A 13,265-nucleotide genomic window follows, 5' to 3' on the forward strand; every position below is an offset into this window, starting at 1 on the left:
GACACAAGGCCCGCGGGGTGTCAGTCCTCGCCGTCGCCGACTTCGTCGAGTTCCAGTGCGTCCGGGGTCGAGGCCGTGAAGCTGCTGCAGTGCTTGAACCGGGAGAGCCGGGCGATGTCCTCCTCCCCCGTTTGGACCCGAAGTACTTCGGCGACGGCACTGCGCAGACCGTGCGGATGGCGCGACACCGGGGTCAACCGACACCAACCACCACCTCGGCCTGGACCGGCCGGGCCAGACGGGCCCGGGACAGTGCGAGGACCACGGCACCCGCCGTGACCCCGCAAGCGCCGAGTGCCGCGGCAGCGGCCAGCGCGAAGTCGGCGAGGAGCAGGCCGGAAACGGCGGAGCCGACCGCGATGCCCGCGCTGATCAGGGTCACGAGCCAGGCGAACGCCTCGGTCACCGTCCCTTCGGGGGCGAGGTCGCCGACCATCCCGAAGGACACCGTGAGCAGCGGCGCGAAGAAAACGCCCGTGCCGACCGCGACCAGACAGGCAACGAGCGGGCCCGGCACCAGAGCCACCAGCCAGTACGCGCCCGCCATCCCGCCGCACAGGAGGAGGGCCTTGAGCGGGGCGGCAGCGCTCCAGCCGAGTGCGCCGTACGTCACGGCGCCGAGCAACGCGCCGAGCGCCGACAGGGCCATGAGCGTGCCGGCGCCGCCCGGTACCGCGAACTGTTCGGCGTAGGCGACGCTGAAGACGTTGAAGGTGCCGACCGCCCACCCGGCCCCGAACAGGGCGAACAGCAGCAGAAGCAGCGCGGGGCTGCGGAGCGGGCCGAGCCAGTGCGCGTCGCGGGCTTCCGCACGCCAGTCGCGCGAGGGCGCCGCGGTCGCCATGATCAGGGCGCCGATCAGGCCGAGCACCGCGGCGAGGCCAAGGGCGAGCGGAGCGGGCCCGAATGCCGCCACACCGGCGACCGCCAGCGGACCGATGATGAACATGATCTCCTGCGCCCCGGCGTCCACGGCATACGCCGACTCCAGCTGGTCCTCCTCCACCAGGGCGGGCCACAGTGCACGCATGCATGGTTCGAGCGGCGGCGCGGCAGCTCCCGCGAGCACGGCCCCGGCCACGACCGCAGACGCCGACTCCGGGGTGAGCGCGAGCACCGCGTACCCCAGGCCCGAGACGACCGCGGACACCACGAGCACCCGCGGTTGCCCGGTGCGGTCAACGAGCCGCCCGAGCAGCGGCCCTCCGATGGCCCCGGCCACGGCGAAGATCCCCGTGACCACACCGACGAACCGGTAGCCGGACCCCGCCTCACGCACGGTCAGCGCAATGGCGAGCGCGGCCATCGCGCTCGGCATCCGCCCGATCAGCGAACCCGTCAACAGCCTTATGACGTACGGCCGTCGGATCAGTCTCAGATACAGCATGTCTCTCCTGTTGCGGTTCGGTTCGGGGCATCAACAGCCGAAGGAGCAGGACCCTCGTCCGGGCAGAGGTCCGTATGTCACCAGGCGGCCATCGCGTCGGCGCGTGAGGCGGCGGCATGGTCAGCTGCGGGGTGGCCGGAAGGGAATGACGTTGTCAGCGGCAGCAATGGAGTCCGAGGTCTCGGCCGGCGGGCTCTCCTGGACGAGTACGGCGCTGGCGAGGGTCAGGTTGGTCACCAGCTGACGGAGTTCTTCGATCTCGGCTCTCTGATCCGCGATGGTCTCCTTCAGCTTGCCGACGGTCTCCCGCAGTCGTTTCTCGGTCTCGGGGACCTGCTGGGTCTCGGTCCGGACGCGCGCGTAGAACTCGTTCTTCAGGTCGGCGTGGCGTTTGAGCAGTGCCATGCGGTGGACGTCGGCCTCAGCGGCGAGGGCGACGACCGTGAGGCTGCCGTTGGAGGCGGTGGCCTGTCCGGACAGGAGGCGGTCCATGGCCTCGCGGATGCGGGTGCGCTCGTCGCGGTGCTGGTCGTTCATGCGAGGGCCTCGGCGGGTCGTGCGGTGGAGTCGTGGGTGTCGGCGGTGGCGCGGAGCCGTTGGGCGTTTGCCTTCAGGCGTCGGCCGACGGGTTCAGGGGCGGCGGCTGCCAACTGGTCGATCTCGTCGGCCCGTTCACGCAGGCTTCGGGCGTGGATGTCGGTGCGGACGGCGTTGCCGCAGCCCGGACGGCAGTCGTACTGTCTGGGGGCCGTGGCGCCCGGATCGGGTTCGCACAGCGCGTTCTCGTGCTTGAACGCGCAGATCACGTAGGCGTCGGGGTTGTCGTAGAGGACGTAGCCGTCGCGGGCGAGGAAGGCCGCGGCCTGTTTGGGGAAGTTCTTCTTGACCAGGCGCCCTTCGAAGCGGGGGACGTGGGCGGCTGCTGTCAGTGCGCGGCGTGTGGCGGGTCCGGAGATCTTCTCGCCGGCCGCGAGGCGGTCCCTCAGCCGGGCCGCGGTGCCGGCTGCGGCAAGCGCGGTCTCGACGTCGAGGACGCCGTGGATGCCGCGGCGACTGCGGCTGCCGTAGCCGCTGGAGGTGCGGGCGTCCAGGATGGTGCGCATGTGTCCGTACTGGACGGCCAGCCCGATCAGTCCGCCGGGGCGGCGGGCGATGTGCCAGGCCAGAGTTCTGCGGAAGCGGCCCATCCCTATGGAGCCGTACGGGTCGTCGGGGATGGTCTGGTCGGGCAGATTCTGGGCGAGGGCCTCCCGGTTGGCCCAGGCGATGAACTCCTCGATCCGGTCGATCATCCCGGTAGTTCCCAGCGAGCCGTGGGCGTTACGGTCCCCCATGCCGAAGTCGTGGTGGGCGGTGGACAGGAGAAGCTCGCCTGGAGGGACGATGCGTTCGAGGACGCGGATGGCACGGACGACGGGTGTGATGGCCACCCAGGGCACTTCTCGTTCCTCGCCCTGGGGAAGGTGGTTGCCGTCATGGTCGGTAACGTTCTTGTAGTGGCGGCTGCGGATCAGATGCCGGCCCGGAGAGCCGTCGCCGGCCGGTTCGGGCTCGGGACAGCAGCCGGACCGCAGGCTCTGGACTTCCTGGGGCCGCATGCCGGTCAGGTAGAGACAGACGATGGCCGCGGCGGTCCCGAGGTGGCGCATCAGGACGGGCGCCTCGTAGAAGTCGAGGTGCGTGCGCCAGGGTCGGCCGTTGACACGTCCGGTGACCGGCACCGCCAACGGGCACGAACCGGGCCGCACCGCTGCCAGAGCCGTCAGGCGGTTCGTCTCCTTGAAGCGGTCGACCTGCCCGAAGCTGGCGCCGGTGATTCCGGTGACGTACATGCGGGCGAACTCGGGCTTGCCGTGCTTGTGGGAGGCCGGGATCGGTGCACCGGTCTCCACGATGGGGCGCAGGTATGCCTCCAGGACCTCCCGCCCTTCGGGTGTGGCGTGGGCGCTGGTGGCGCGGCGCGTCAGGCGGCGGTTCTCGGACCAGGCGGCCAGGATGTCGTCGGCGAAGTCCTCGACGGCGCGGAGGGCCCAGATCAACAGCGGTCCCATGACTTCAGGGTCGAGGGGTTCCGTGGAGTTCTCCCCGCCGGTGCTCCCGTCGACAGTCGGCAGGAAGTCGTCGACGTCCTCGGTCTCCCACACGGGCTGGGAGATGCCGGTAGGACGGGCGCAGAGCTGGTCGAACACCCACAGGTACGTGAGGTCGGCGAGCACGTCCTCCGCACTGTCGCGGCCCATACCGTTCGCACAGCGCTCGGCCGCGTACGCATGCCAGTGCTGCTCGGTACAGCGCCCGAGGTCGCCGATGCCGCGCTCGTCCAGCCAGCGGGCCAGCCGCACCCACTCCTGACAGGCGCTCCTGATGCTGCCCGCGACGCGTCGGCTGCGAGCGGAGATCCCGCGCGTTTGAAGATAGGTGGGGCGCAGCTCACCGTTGATCATGGCCCAGGCGGCCGACTTCAGCTGCTCGCGCAGTGTGCCGGGACAGTTTGCCCAGTGGATGCTGATCAGGCTGCTGCCGGGGTTGTCGATGAGCGGGGCCAAGGACCAAACAAGGTCACGGTAGCGGGAGTTGGGGTGCCGGTTGCCGGCGCTGATCCACTTCGGGAGCACCACGGGGCTGTCCGGGCTGGGCAGGGGAAGGACGTACGGATCAGGTTCGGCAGCGAGAGTGTTCACGAGGCCAGGTCTCCCTTGAGCAACAGCGTGACGAGGGCGCGGTCCGCCTCGTCCGCACGGTCGAGGGCGGCTTTCCAGGCTGCGGGCCCGACACGCTCGCGCAGGTCCTCCAGACGCAGCCGGTGATCGTTCCAGCGCGTCGTCCAGGTGTCGTCAGGCAGCACGGAGCGCAGGCTGTCCATCTGCTGGTGGAGGTGGGCGAGGCGCGGGTGGTGGCCTGGGTGTACGTGTGCGTTGGTGCAGGCGAGGCAGAGCAGGAAGTCCGCGCCGCATCCACCGTCGGGCGCGGGCCAGGGGCTGTTGGTGTCGTCCCCGCAGTCCGCGGTGGCGGTCTGCTGGTGGGCCGGATCCGCCTTATTGGTGAGGTGGCCGCCGAAGGTGACGGCGCGGGCCTGGGAAAGCGCCTCCTCGGCGCCCGCCTCGAAGACCTCCCGTGAGGCTTCCTGCACACGCTTGTCGGGCAGGACGTAGACGCTCTCGTGGGTTCCTTGGGTGTGCTGCAGCGGACGTCTCTCACGGGTCACCGTGGTCCGCCGTGTGCGTTGGAACGGGGAGCCGGCCAGTCCGTGCGACCTGGCCCAGCCCTTCGCGTCGTCCTTCGAGACCCCGAAGACCAGCAGGCCGACGGGACCGGGCCGGTCCGCGTTCTTGCTGCTGCGTCCCGGCCGGGCTGTGCGGGCGGTCATCAGCAGGTCGTGGCCGGGGGACAGCTGCGCGGCCAGCACCCGGCCGGGCGCGGTGGCCTGCAGGGCCTGGGTGATCAGGCGGCCGGGCGAGTCCGCGCCGGAGTCGGTCACGTTCTCGGTGGAGTACCAGCGTCCGCCGGAGGCCCGGTGCTTCTCCACCGTCACCTGGTAGGTCACCGTGCCGCTCTCGCCCGCCGACGGCGTCCGCGTCGGGGCCGGCATGTGATCGTAGAGGGAGAGATTCCAGGCGAACCGGTCGGTGAGCAACACCGAGAGCGCCGTCAGTTCACCCTTCGTCAGGAACAGACGGGCCCACGTGCGTGCCGCACTGGTTCCGCCGAGCAGTCTCCTGTTCGTCGCGAAGGATCCCGACGGCGTCTGGGTACGCGGTACGTCACCGGTACGCGCGAGGTGATCCAGGACCTGCCCGATGCGCCACGGCCTACTCCCGGGTTCCAGCTCGCCGGTCCGCCACTGCTCCAGCAGCCGCTCGTTCTCGGTGATGCGCAGCCAGGCGGCCCTGAACTGCCGTTGCGCAGTGCTGATGACCCGCTCACGCTCGGCGTCGTCGTAGGACTGCTTGCCAGGCTTGAGCCCGGGGACGCGGCGGGCGACTTCCTCCGCCGCCGGGCCGGTCACGATCCGGGGGTCCTGCTTCAGCAGCGTACGAATCTTGGTCAAGCGGGCCTTGCCCGTGTTCGTGCCGATGTTCACAGCGCGCCAGCGCTTGAGCAGGGCCGCCGACAGGCCGTCGAGGTCCTTGGAAGGGGCATCCTGTCCAGAGATGAACCGGGCGAAAAGCTCCAGCACCTCCCAGTACGAGTTCGCCGTGCTGTGGCTGGTCCACTGACTCGACTGGGCTGCGAACGCGGCGGCCAGCGACCGCTGCATCGGCTCCGCCACCGACAGCTCGGAGAAGTCGAACTCCTTCGGATGCCCGGCCTTGTTGATCACCGTCACCACGAGTCCCTCCGGCGTCAGCGGGGGCTCGCTGCGGTGGTCGGGCGGGGGCAGGACCGCTCGCCTTCCTATCCTGCTCACCCGGCCGCCTCCAGGATCGTGTCGATGTCCTGGATGCCCTCTGACTCCCTGGCCAGCCGCGCGAAGACACCGTCGAGGTTCTCGACATCCTCGCCATCGCTCGTGGTCTCCGCGGCGGCAAGGATGGACTCCAGCTGCAGGTGCGTGACCGGCGCGAGATAGTGACGCTTCGTCGTTTCCACGTCGGAGTGCCCCAGCAGCGTCTTCACCAGCCACCACGGATCACCGAACAGCAGGGCGAAGTCTCTCCGCTCCTCCCGGGTGAGCCCGTAGCGGGACTCGAACAGCTCGTTGAGCAGGACCAGCATGTACAGCGCGAACGAATGCCGGCACGAGTGCGGCGTCGCGTACGGCGTCTTCCCCTTCACCTCCGCGAGCCTCAACTCCCGCTTGACCGCCCGCTCCTGCGGCGTGAGAAGCGCCTCCTCGCAGCGGCCGTTCGAGCTCCGGAACACCCCGTTCCATCGATCCGGATCCATCGGCAGCCCTTGCTCGGTCAGCCACAGCCACGCCGGCTCGGGCCCGTCCGGCCCTTCCAGGAACAGCCACTGCCGCTCCCGCCAGTCCAGCAGGTTCAGCTCCCGTTCCCCCGCTACACCATGGGCGTCGATCCAGGCGACCTTCGGCTTCAACCCGTGCGTCACCTTCGTGACCAGCCGCATCATCGGCAGACGGTCGTAGCGACCCGCAGTCTGAGCGCGCCGCACCGCCCACGCCCGCTCGGAGACCACATACGCCTCCACTTGCCCTACCGCGTCCGCCGACGCGTAGAACGTCCGGCCTCTCTTGGCCCGGGTCAACGCCCCGGCGATGCGCCCGTGCACGTATCGGCCGTGACGGAGGCGCCGAGCCGGCACCTCGAAGGTGAGCAGCGCCCCGCCTTCTTGCCGCCGCAGCCCCGAGCTCAACAGCAGCTGCACAAAACTCGTGTTGCGCAGCTCCGTCCGCGACTCCCACCCCGGCGCCGGTACCCCGGCACGATCACACCCGCGCAGCCCGACGTCCGACCACAACGCCCACGTCCTGGGCGTCAGCCACGACACCCGCGCACTCACAGAGTCCGCGGCCCGATCCTCCCGACGCGACACGTCCACCGGCAGGGGATCGACCCGTCCCCACTTGAACAGCTTGGTGTACGCCGCCGCTTCCCGATCCCACTTCGCGCCGCTGATCCGCCCCGGATTCTCCGGCGCCCGGCACCGCCAGTGCCGGTAATCCCTCAGATCCTGCCGCGTCGCCTTCCGCCACGGCACCCCACGCGAGGACAGGAACGTCAGCAGCGCCCGCGTATCCGTCGCGTAGTTCCGCTTCGACTCCCGCTCCAACAACTGGAACTCGGCCGACCTGACGTAGTCCAGCAGGTCCCGATCCACCCTGCAGTCCGGCGTCAAGAACACCGGATCGCCAGGACGCAACCCGATCCGGTCCACCGCCGCCGGAAGATCTCGCACCCCCAGAACACCTTCAGGCGGCAACGAACCCCACCGCTCCGGATCCGGCACCCACACCACACGCCACTCGCTCAACGAACCTCTCCCTGATCGCTTGAACACAAGCAATCATCAGGGAACCCTCCAGCGGCGGCGTGCACAGCCCGGCGACCGCCATCGCGAGGTACGCCGGCCAGAGCGGGTCCAGCCCCGACAGCGCGAAGACGACCATGGCGAGGGCCGAGACGACCGCCGCGGGCAGCTGCACCCTCAGCTGTCCGTACAGGTCCACCAGCCGCCCCAGCAGCGGCTGCCCGACGGCGTTGGCCAGCCCGTACACGGCCGCCAGCGCGCCCGCGAGGCTGTAGGTGCCGCCCTCCGCGCGGACGAAGAGCACGATCGCGATGGCGGCGGTGGCGTTCGGCAGCCGGCCCACCAGCGTGCCGGCGAGCAGCCGCGCGGCATGCCGCGTCCTGAGAATCTCGAGATATCCGGCGGCCATGTCCTGCCTCTCCACGGGCTCTCGCGAGCGACGTGTTACGTATAACGTCCTCCGTCATACGTACCATGTGCCTGACCACGAGTCCAGACGAAGGAGCAGGCCGACGGTGGCACGAGGTAGTACGCGCCCCACGAGCCGTGACGTCGCCCAGGCCGCCGGCGTCTCCCAGGCCGCCGTCTCCCTGGTCCTCGGCGACAAATGGCGCGGCCGCGTCTCCGAGCCCACGGCCGAACGCGTCCGCGAGGCCGCACGCGAACTGGGCTACCGGCCCAACCTCGCCGCCCGCAACCTCCGCCTCGGCCGCACCCGCACCGTCCTGCTGGTCGTCCCCGCCCTGACCACCGAGTTCTTCGCCGGCGTCTACACGGGCGCCGCCCGCGTCGCCGCCCGCCACGGCTTCGGCGTGGTCCTCTACCCCTCCCCCGAGGGCGTCGGCCCCGCCCGCGACCCCTTCGCCTCCGCCCAGGCCGCCCTCGACGGCGTGATCGCCTCCTCCATGGCCGCCGACGCGCTCACCGCCATCCGCGGCGACCAGCTCCCCCTCGTCATGCTGGACAGCGACCCCGACGGCAGCCTCGGCGCCGCGACCGTCAACCTCGACATCCGCGACGGCGTCCGCCAGGTCGCCGACCACCTCCTCGCCCTGGGACACCGCCGCTTCCTGCACCTGGCCGCCGACATCCCCTCCTGGACCTTCCACGTCCGCGCGCGGGAGCTGGCGGACCGGGTGGCCTCGGTACCCGGCACGTCCCTGCGGACGGCCGCCGCGCCGATCTCCATCGAAGGAGCCCTGGCCGCGGCGGAAACGGCCCTGAGCGACACCGGCGGCACCGAAGGACGCCCCACCGCCGTGGTCTGCGACGACGACAAACTCGCCGCCGGGGTCTACAAGGCCGTACGACGCCTCGGGCTGCGCATCCCGGAGGACGTGTCCGTGACCGGCCTCGACGACCTCGCCCTCGCCACGGCACTCGACCCCGAGCTGACCACCGTACGGCTGGACGGGGAACTGTTCGGAGAACGCGGGATGGAGGCCCTGCTGGCCGTCCTGGAGGGGCGTACGCCGGCGGAGGGGGACATCCCGGTGGAGCTGGTGGTGCGGGGGTCCACGGCACGGGCAGGGGGCTGAGCACCCCGGCCGTCCACCGGTCCGTCACCGGCCCCGAACGCCGCGCGCCCCGGCCTGGGCCGGCCGGGGCGCACTACGGGCGGGAGCGTACGACGGTGCGGACTACTCGTCGTCCTCCTCCGCGGAGCTCTCCGCCTCCGTGGCGGCACCGTCCGCCTCCAGCAGACGGTCGAGCTGACGGCCGACGATGCGCTTGAACTTGCGCTGCTGCGGACGCGTACGGTCCAGGACGGCCACCTCCAGACGCTCGGCGGGAATCTCCCGCTGCGTGCCGTTGGTGTCGCGCGACAGGGCCTGGACGGCGAGCTTCAGCGCCTCCGCCAAGGACATGCCGTCCTGGTGCCGCTGGTCCAGATAGCTGCTGATCTGCTCGGCGTTGCCGCCGACCGCCACCGAGCCGTGCTCGTCGACGATCGAACCGTCGTGCGGCAGCCGATAGATCTGGTCACCCTCGGGGGTCTCCCCCACCTCGGCCACGACCAGCTCCACCTCGTACGGCTTCTCGGCCGCCGAGGAGAAGATCGTGCCCAGGGTCTGGGCGTAGACGTTGGCGAGACCACGGGCGGTCACGTCGTCACGGTCGTAGGTGTAACCCCGCAGGTCGGCGTAGCGCACACCACCGATCCGGAGGTTCTCGTACTCGTTGTACTTGCCGGCGGCCGCGAAGCCGATCCGGTCGTAGATCTCGCTGAACTTGTGCAGCGCGCGGGACGGGTTCTCGCCGACGAACACGATGCCGTCGGCATACTGCAGCACGACCAGGCTGCGGCCACGGGCGATGCCCTTGCGGGCGTACTCCGCCCGGTCCGCCATCGCCTGCTGGGGTGAGACATAGAACGGCGTCGACACCGGTTATCCGTCCCTTTCTGTCGAAGTCACTGGATCACCTTGATAAGAGGGCCGTCGCGGGCCGGACCGGCTAGAGCAGCGCGGCCCGGGGACCGTCCGGCTGCTCCAGACGGCGTTCCAGGATCGAACGGGCGATCTCGGAGGACTCCTCGTCGGTGAGCCGGCGGAAGCCGTCCTCGGTGATCACGGTGACGATGGGGTAGATCCGGCGGGCGACATCGGGACCACCGGTCGCCGAGTCGTCGTCTGCCGCGTCGTAGAGGGCCTGGATGACGAGGGTCGTCGCCTCGTCCTCGGAGAGATCGGCACGGAACAGCTTCTTCATCGCGCCGCGCGCGAAGATCGAGCCCGAGCCGGTGGCCGCGTAGCCGCTCTCCTCGGAACGGCCGCCCGTCACGTCGTACGAGAAGATGCGGCCCTTCTCCCGGTCCACGTCGTAACCGGCGAAGAGCGGGACGACGGCCAGGCCCTGCATGGCCATGCCGAGGTTGGAACGGATCATGGTGGAGAGCCGGTTCGCCTTGCCCTCCAGCGAGAGCTGCGCGCCCTCGACCTTCTCGAAGTGCTCCAGCTCCAGCTGGAACAGCTTCACCATCTCCACGGCCAGACCGGCCGTGCCGGCGATCCCGACGGCCGAGTACTCGTCGGCCGGGAACACCTTCTCGATGTCCCGCTGGGCGATCATGTTCCCCATCGTGGCCCGGCGGTCACCGGCGAGCACCACACCGCCGGGGAACGTCACGGCCACGATCGTCGTGCCGTGCGGAGCTTCGATGACACCCTGGGTCGGCGGCAGCTGCCGCTTGCCGGGCAGCAGCTCCGGCTGGTGGTCCGACAGGAAGTCCATGAAGGACGACGACCCAGGCGTCAGGAAGGCAGCTGGTAGACGCCCGGTGCTACGAGTGTTGGCTTCCACGGAGTTCCTTCCAGGTAGGCGGCAGCCCGACGAACAGCGTCGGGATCGTCTCCCAACTTGCCGATGGCCGAATTACAGTTGAAGCACAGTACGCCTCGGACCCTACCCGTCTTGTGGCAGTGATCCACATGCACGGACGGGGGCTTTCAAACAGATCACGCAGAGCCCCATCTGGCACGCGACCATCTCGTCACGTTCGGCTTCGGTGAGGCCGTAGTTGCGCTTCAGATGCCCCGCGCGCCCCTTGACCGCGCGGCAGGCCTCGCAGCTTGTCGAGAGGCCGTCGGACGCCGTTACGTTGCGATGCCACTCACTGTGCGGCTTGACCTGCCCACAGCAACGACAGAACTTGCGCCCTTCGGGCGTGTCCACACGCGGGGTCGCACATTCTTGCCCTTGGCCAGCTGTTACTGGCGAAGGCTGCCCGCGGCTTGCACTCCTTGCACCGCGAGCAGCGCTTCACACCCTCTTCACTTGCCAACCCGTACGCCCCCATCACCTTCGAATCGAAGGCTACTGGCCGCCCTTCTGAACGAAACTTCGAACGAAGTCCTCCGCATTCTCCTCGAGGACATCGTCGATCTCGTCCAGAACCGAGTCCACGTCGTCGCTCAGCTTCTCCTGGCGCTCCTTGAGGTCCTCCGATGCCTGCGCCTCCGGCGCCGCCTCGGTCTCCTCGGTGGAACGGGTGGCCTTCTGCTGGCCGCCGCCGGTGTCCTTGGTCGCCATAACCCTCACCCCGCTCTGTTGCCCGACATGGTCGACAGGTCGGCATTCCCGCCGATCGGTGATGATCAGACCCTACAAGCCGGGTCTGACATTGGCCCCGTTGTTTCCACAACGTCCGGGGACCACCTCGATGATTCCCGGACGGCGGTGTTTCCACCCTGCCCGGCTGATCACGATTGAACCCCGGTTCAGTGCCCGGACAGCACCCTGACCAGGTCTTCTGCCGTGCGGCAGCGGTCCAGGAGCTCCTTGACGTGATTTCGCGTTCCGCGAAGCGGTTCGAGGGTTGGGACGCGCTGGAGCGAGTCCCGGCCCGGCAGGTCGAAGATCACCGAGTCCCAGGAGGCCGCCGCGACGTCGTCCGCGTACTGCTCCAGACAGCGACCGCGGAAGTACGCACGGGTGTCCTCCGGCGGCTTCGTACGGGCTTCGTCGACGCCCTGCTCGGTCAGCAGCCGCTTCATCTTGCCGCGGGCCACCAGACGGTTGTAGAGGCCCTTCTCGGCGCGTACGTCGGCGTACTGGAGGTCGACGAGGTGCAGGCGCGCGGCGTCCCAGTCGAGGCCGTCACGGCGCCGGTAGCCCTCCATCAGCTCCCGCTTGGCGACCCAGTCGAGCTCCCCGGAGAGGCTCATCGGGTCGTTCTCCAGGCGGTTGAGCGTGTCTTCCCACCGGCTCAGGACGTCCTTCGTCTGGTCGTCCGCGTCCGCCCCGAAGCGCTCCTCGACGTACTTGCGGGACAGCTCGTAGTACTCCATCTGGAGCTGTACGGCGGTCAGGGTGCGGCCGCTACGGAGGGTGATGAGGCGTTGCAGGGTCGGGTCGTGGGAGACCTGGTGGAGGGTGCGTACGGGCTGGTCGACGGCGAGGTCTACGGCGATGAAGCCGTCTTCGATCATGGAGAGGACGAGGGCCGTCGTGCCCAGTTTCAGATAGGTCGAGATCTCCGAGAGGTTCGCGTCGCCGATGATCACGTGGAGGCGGCGGTACTTCTCCGCGTCGGCGTGGGGTTCGTCGCGGGTGTTGATGATGGGGCGCTTGAGGGTGGTCTCCAGGCCGACTTCCACCTCGAAGTAGTCGGCGCGCTGGCTGAGCTGGAAGCCGTGTTCGTGGCCGTCCTGACCGATGCCGACGCGGCCGGCGCCGGCGAAGACCTGGCGGGAGACGAAGAAGGGGGTGAGGTGGCGCACGATGTCCGAGAAGGCGGTTTCCCGCTTCATCAGGTAGTTCTCGTGCGTGCCGTAGGAGGCGCCCTTGTTGTCGGTGTTGTTCTTGTAGAGGTGGATCGGCTGGGCGCCGGGGAGCTGTGCCGCGCGTTCGGCGGCTTCGGCCATGATGCGCTCGCCGGCCTTGTCCCACAGGACGGCGTCGAGGGGGTTGGTCACCTCGGGGGCGCTGTACTCGGGGTGGGCGTGGTCGACGTAGAGCCGCGCGCCGTTGGTGAGGATGACATTGGCGAGGCCGATGTCCTCGTCGGTGAGCTGGCTGGAGTCGGCGGCCTCGCGGGCGAGGTCGAAGCCTCGCGCGTCCCGCAGCGGGTTCTCCTCCTCGAAGTCCCAGCGGGCCCGGCGGGCCCGGTGCATCGCCGCTGCGTAGGCGTTGACGATCTGGGACGAGGTGAGCATTGCATTGGCATTGGGGTGGCCGGGGACGGAGATCCCGTACTCCGTCTCGATGCCCATTACTCGCCGTACGGTCATGCGGCCCTCCTTGCCCGGCGGCGTCCTCGGTCGGGGACGCTGCTCAAGTACCGCTGGCGCTCCGGTGCGTGTGCGGTGCCCGTCCCCGCACTGCGCGACTCGGCGGTACGAAAGAGCCTAGAACGGCTCTGCGCTGGTGGGGAGATCATTTGCGTCATTGCTGTGCTCCGGCCTTCACCTGGAAAACAGTCGGCTGCGGGTACCCACTGAGGGCA

At 69.5% G+C, this 13,265-nt stretch carries 12 protein-coding genes and 1 pseudogene; 1 reads left to right on the forward strand and 12 read right to left on the reverse strand.

Annotated elements, in window-relative coordinates; all coding sequences use genetic code 11:
- Positions 1–20 precede the first annotated feature (20 nt).
- From HW837_RS29835 to HW837_RS29865, 7 genes and pseudogenes are all read right to left on the reverse strand, one after another.
- Positions 21–197 (reverse strand): hypothetical protein, encoded by a 177-nt coding sequence (locus HW837_RS29835; RefSeq protein WP_159040877.1) that lies wholly within the window; start codon positions 195–197, stop codon positions 21–23.
- Positions 194–1,387 carry an MFS transporter gene (locus HW837_RS29840; protein ID WP_045557101.1) on the reverse strand — a complete coding sequence of 398 codons (1,194 nt, stop codon included), beginning with the start codon at positions 1,385–1,387 and terminating at the stop codon, positions 194–196. Before HW837_RS29840 ends, HW837_RS29835 begins: the two co-directional genes overlap by 4 nt.
- Before the next feature lie 120 nt (positions 1,388–1,507).
- The gene (locus HW837_RS29845; protein WP_045557100.1) at positions 1,508–1,924 is read right to left on the reverse strand and encodes a hypothetical protein; all 417 of its coding nucleotides are present in this window, start codon (positions 1,922–1,924) and stop codon (positions 1,508–1,510) included.
- Positions 1,921–4,068, reverse strand: a complete 2,148-nt coding sequence (locus tag HW837_RS48960) for a hypothetical protein (RefSeq protein ID WP_045557099.1) — start codon at positions 4,066–4,068, stop codon at positions 1,921–1,923. Before HW837_RS48960 ends, HW837_RS29845 begins: the two co-directional genes overlap by 4 nt.
- Positions 4,065–5,795, reverse strand: coding sequence for a hypothetical protein (locus HW837_RS29855; RefSeq protein ID WP_045557098.1), 1,731 nt, complete (start codon positions 5,793–5,795; stop codon positions 4,065–4,067). Before HW837_RS29855 ends, HW837_RS48960 begins: the two co-directional genes overlap by 4 nt.
- A complete protein-coding gene (locus tag HW837_RS29860) occupies positions 5,792–7,252 on the reverse strand; it encodes an integrase (RefSeq protein WP_237270438.1) in 1,461 nt (486 codons plus the stop codon). Before HW837_RS29860 ends, HW837_RS29855 begins: the two co-directional genes overlap by 4 nt.
- A gap of 105 nt (positions 7,253–7,357) precedes the next feature.
- A pseudogene (locus tag HW837_RS29865) lies at positions 7,358–7,727 on the reverse strand (MFS transporter); the annotation flags it as partial.
- A 106-nt stretch (positions 7,728–7,833) separates the two neighbouring features.
- Between HW837_RS29865 and HW837_RS29870 the strand changes: the two are divergent.
- Positions 7,834–8,856 carry a LacI family DNA-binding transcriptional regulator gene (locus HW837_RS29870; protein WP_093789398.1) on the forward strand — a complete coding sequence of 341 codons (1,023 nt, stop codon included), beginning with the start codon at positions 7,834–7,836 and terminating at the stop codon, positions 8,854–8,856.
- Between the two features lie 102 nt (positions 8,857–8,958).
- On the opposite strand, the gene prcA is transcribed toward HW837_RS29870, so the two are convergent.
- The 5 genes from prcA to dop form a co-directional block, all read right to left on the reverse strand.
- Positions 8,959–9,705, reverse strand: a complete 747-nt coding sequence (gene prcA / locus HW837_RS29875) for a proteasome subunit alpha (protein ID WP_045557094.1) — start codon at positions 9,703–9,705, stop codon at positions 8,959–8,961.
- A 70-nt stretch (positions 9,706–9,775) separates the two neighbouring features.
- Positions 9,776–10,621 carry a proteasome subunit beta gene (gene prcB, locus HW837_RS29880; RefSeq protein WP_045557093.1) on the reverse strand — a complete coding sequence of 282 codons (846 nt, stop codon included), beginning with the start codon at positions 10,619–10,621 and terminating at the stop codon, positions 9,776–9,778.
- A complete protein-coding gene (locus HW837_RS48965; protein ID WP_319678060.1) occupies positions 10,573–10,755 on the reverse strand; it encodes an endonuclease VII domain-containing protein in 183 nt (60 codons plus the stop codon). Before HW837_RS48965 ends, prcB begins: the two co-directional genes overlap by 49 nt.
- Before the next feature lie 379 nt (positions 10,756–11,134).
- Positions 11,135–11,350: a ubiquitin-like protein Pup gene (locus HW837_RS29890; protein ID WP_045557092.1), complete on the reverse strand. Its 216-nt coding sequence runs from the start codon at positions 11,348–11,350 to the stop codon at positions 11,135–11,137.
- Positions 11,351–11,538: 188 nt separating this feature from the next.
- Positions 11,539–13,050, reverse strand: a complete 1,512-nt coding sequence (dop, locus tag HW837_RS29895; RefSeq protein WP_338133446.1) for a depupylase/deamidase Dop — start codon at positions 13,048–13,050, stop codon at positions 11,539–11,541.
- Between the last annotated feature and the right edge of the window lie 215 nt (positions 13,051–13,265).

Source organism: Streptomyces caniscabiei (assembly GCF_014930365.1).
GTDB lineage: Bacteria > Actinomycetota > Actinomycetes > Streptomycetales > Streptomycetaceae > Streptomyces > Streptomyces caniscabiei.

What these genes read in the sequence shown, in the direction of transcription:
- HW837_RS29845 (WP_045557100.1), bottom strand. Translation starts at nt 1,924, where the DNA reads ATGAACGACCAGCACCGCGACGAGCGCACCCGCATCCGCGAGGCCATG.
- HW837_RS29840 (WP_045557101.1), bottom strand. Translation starts at nt 1,387, where the DNA reads ATGCTGTATCTGAGACTGATCCGACGGCCGTACGTCATAAGGCTGTTG.
- dop (WP_338133446.1), bottom strand. Translation starts at nt 13,050, where the DNA reads ATGACCGTACGGCGAGTAATGGGCATCGAGACGGAGTACGGGATCTCC.
- HW837_RS29890 (WP_045557092.1), bottom strand. Translation starts at nt 11,350, where the DNA reads ATGGCGACCAAGGACACCGGCGGCGGCCAGCAGAAGGCCACCCGTTCC.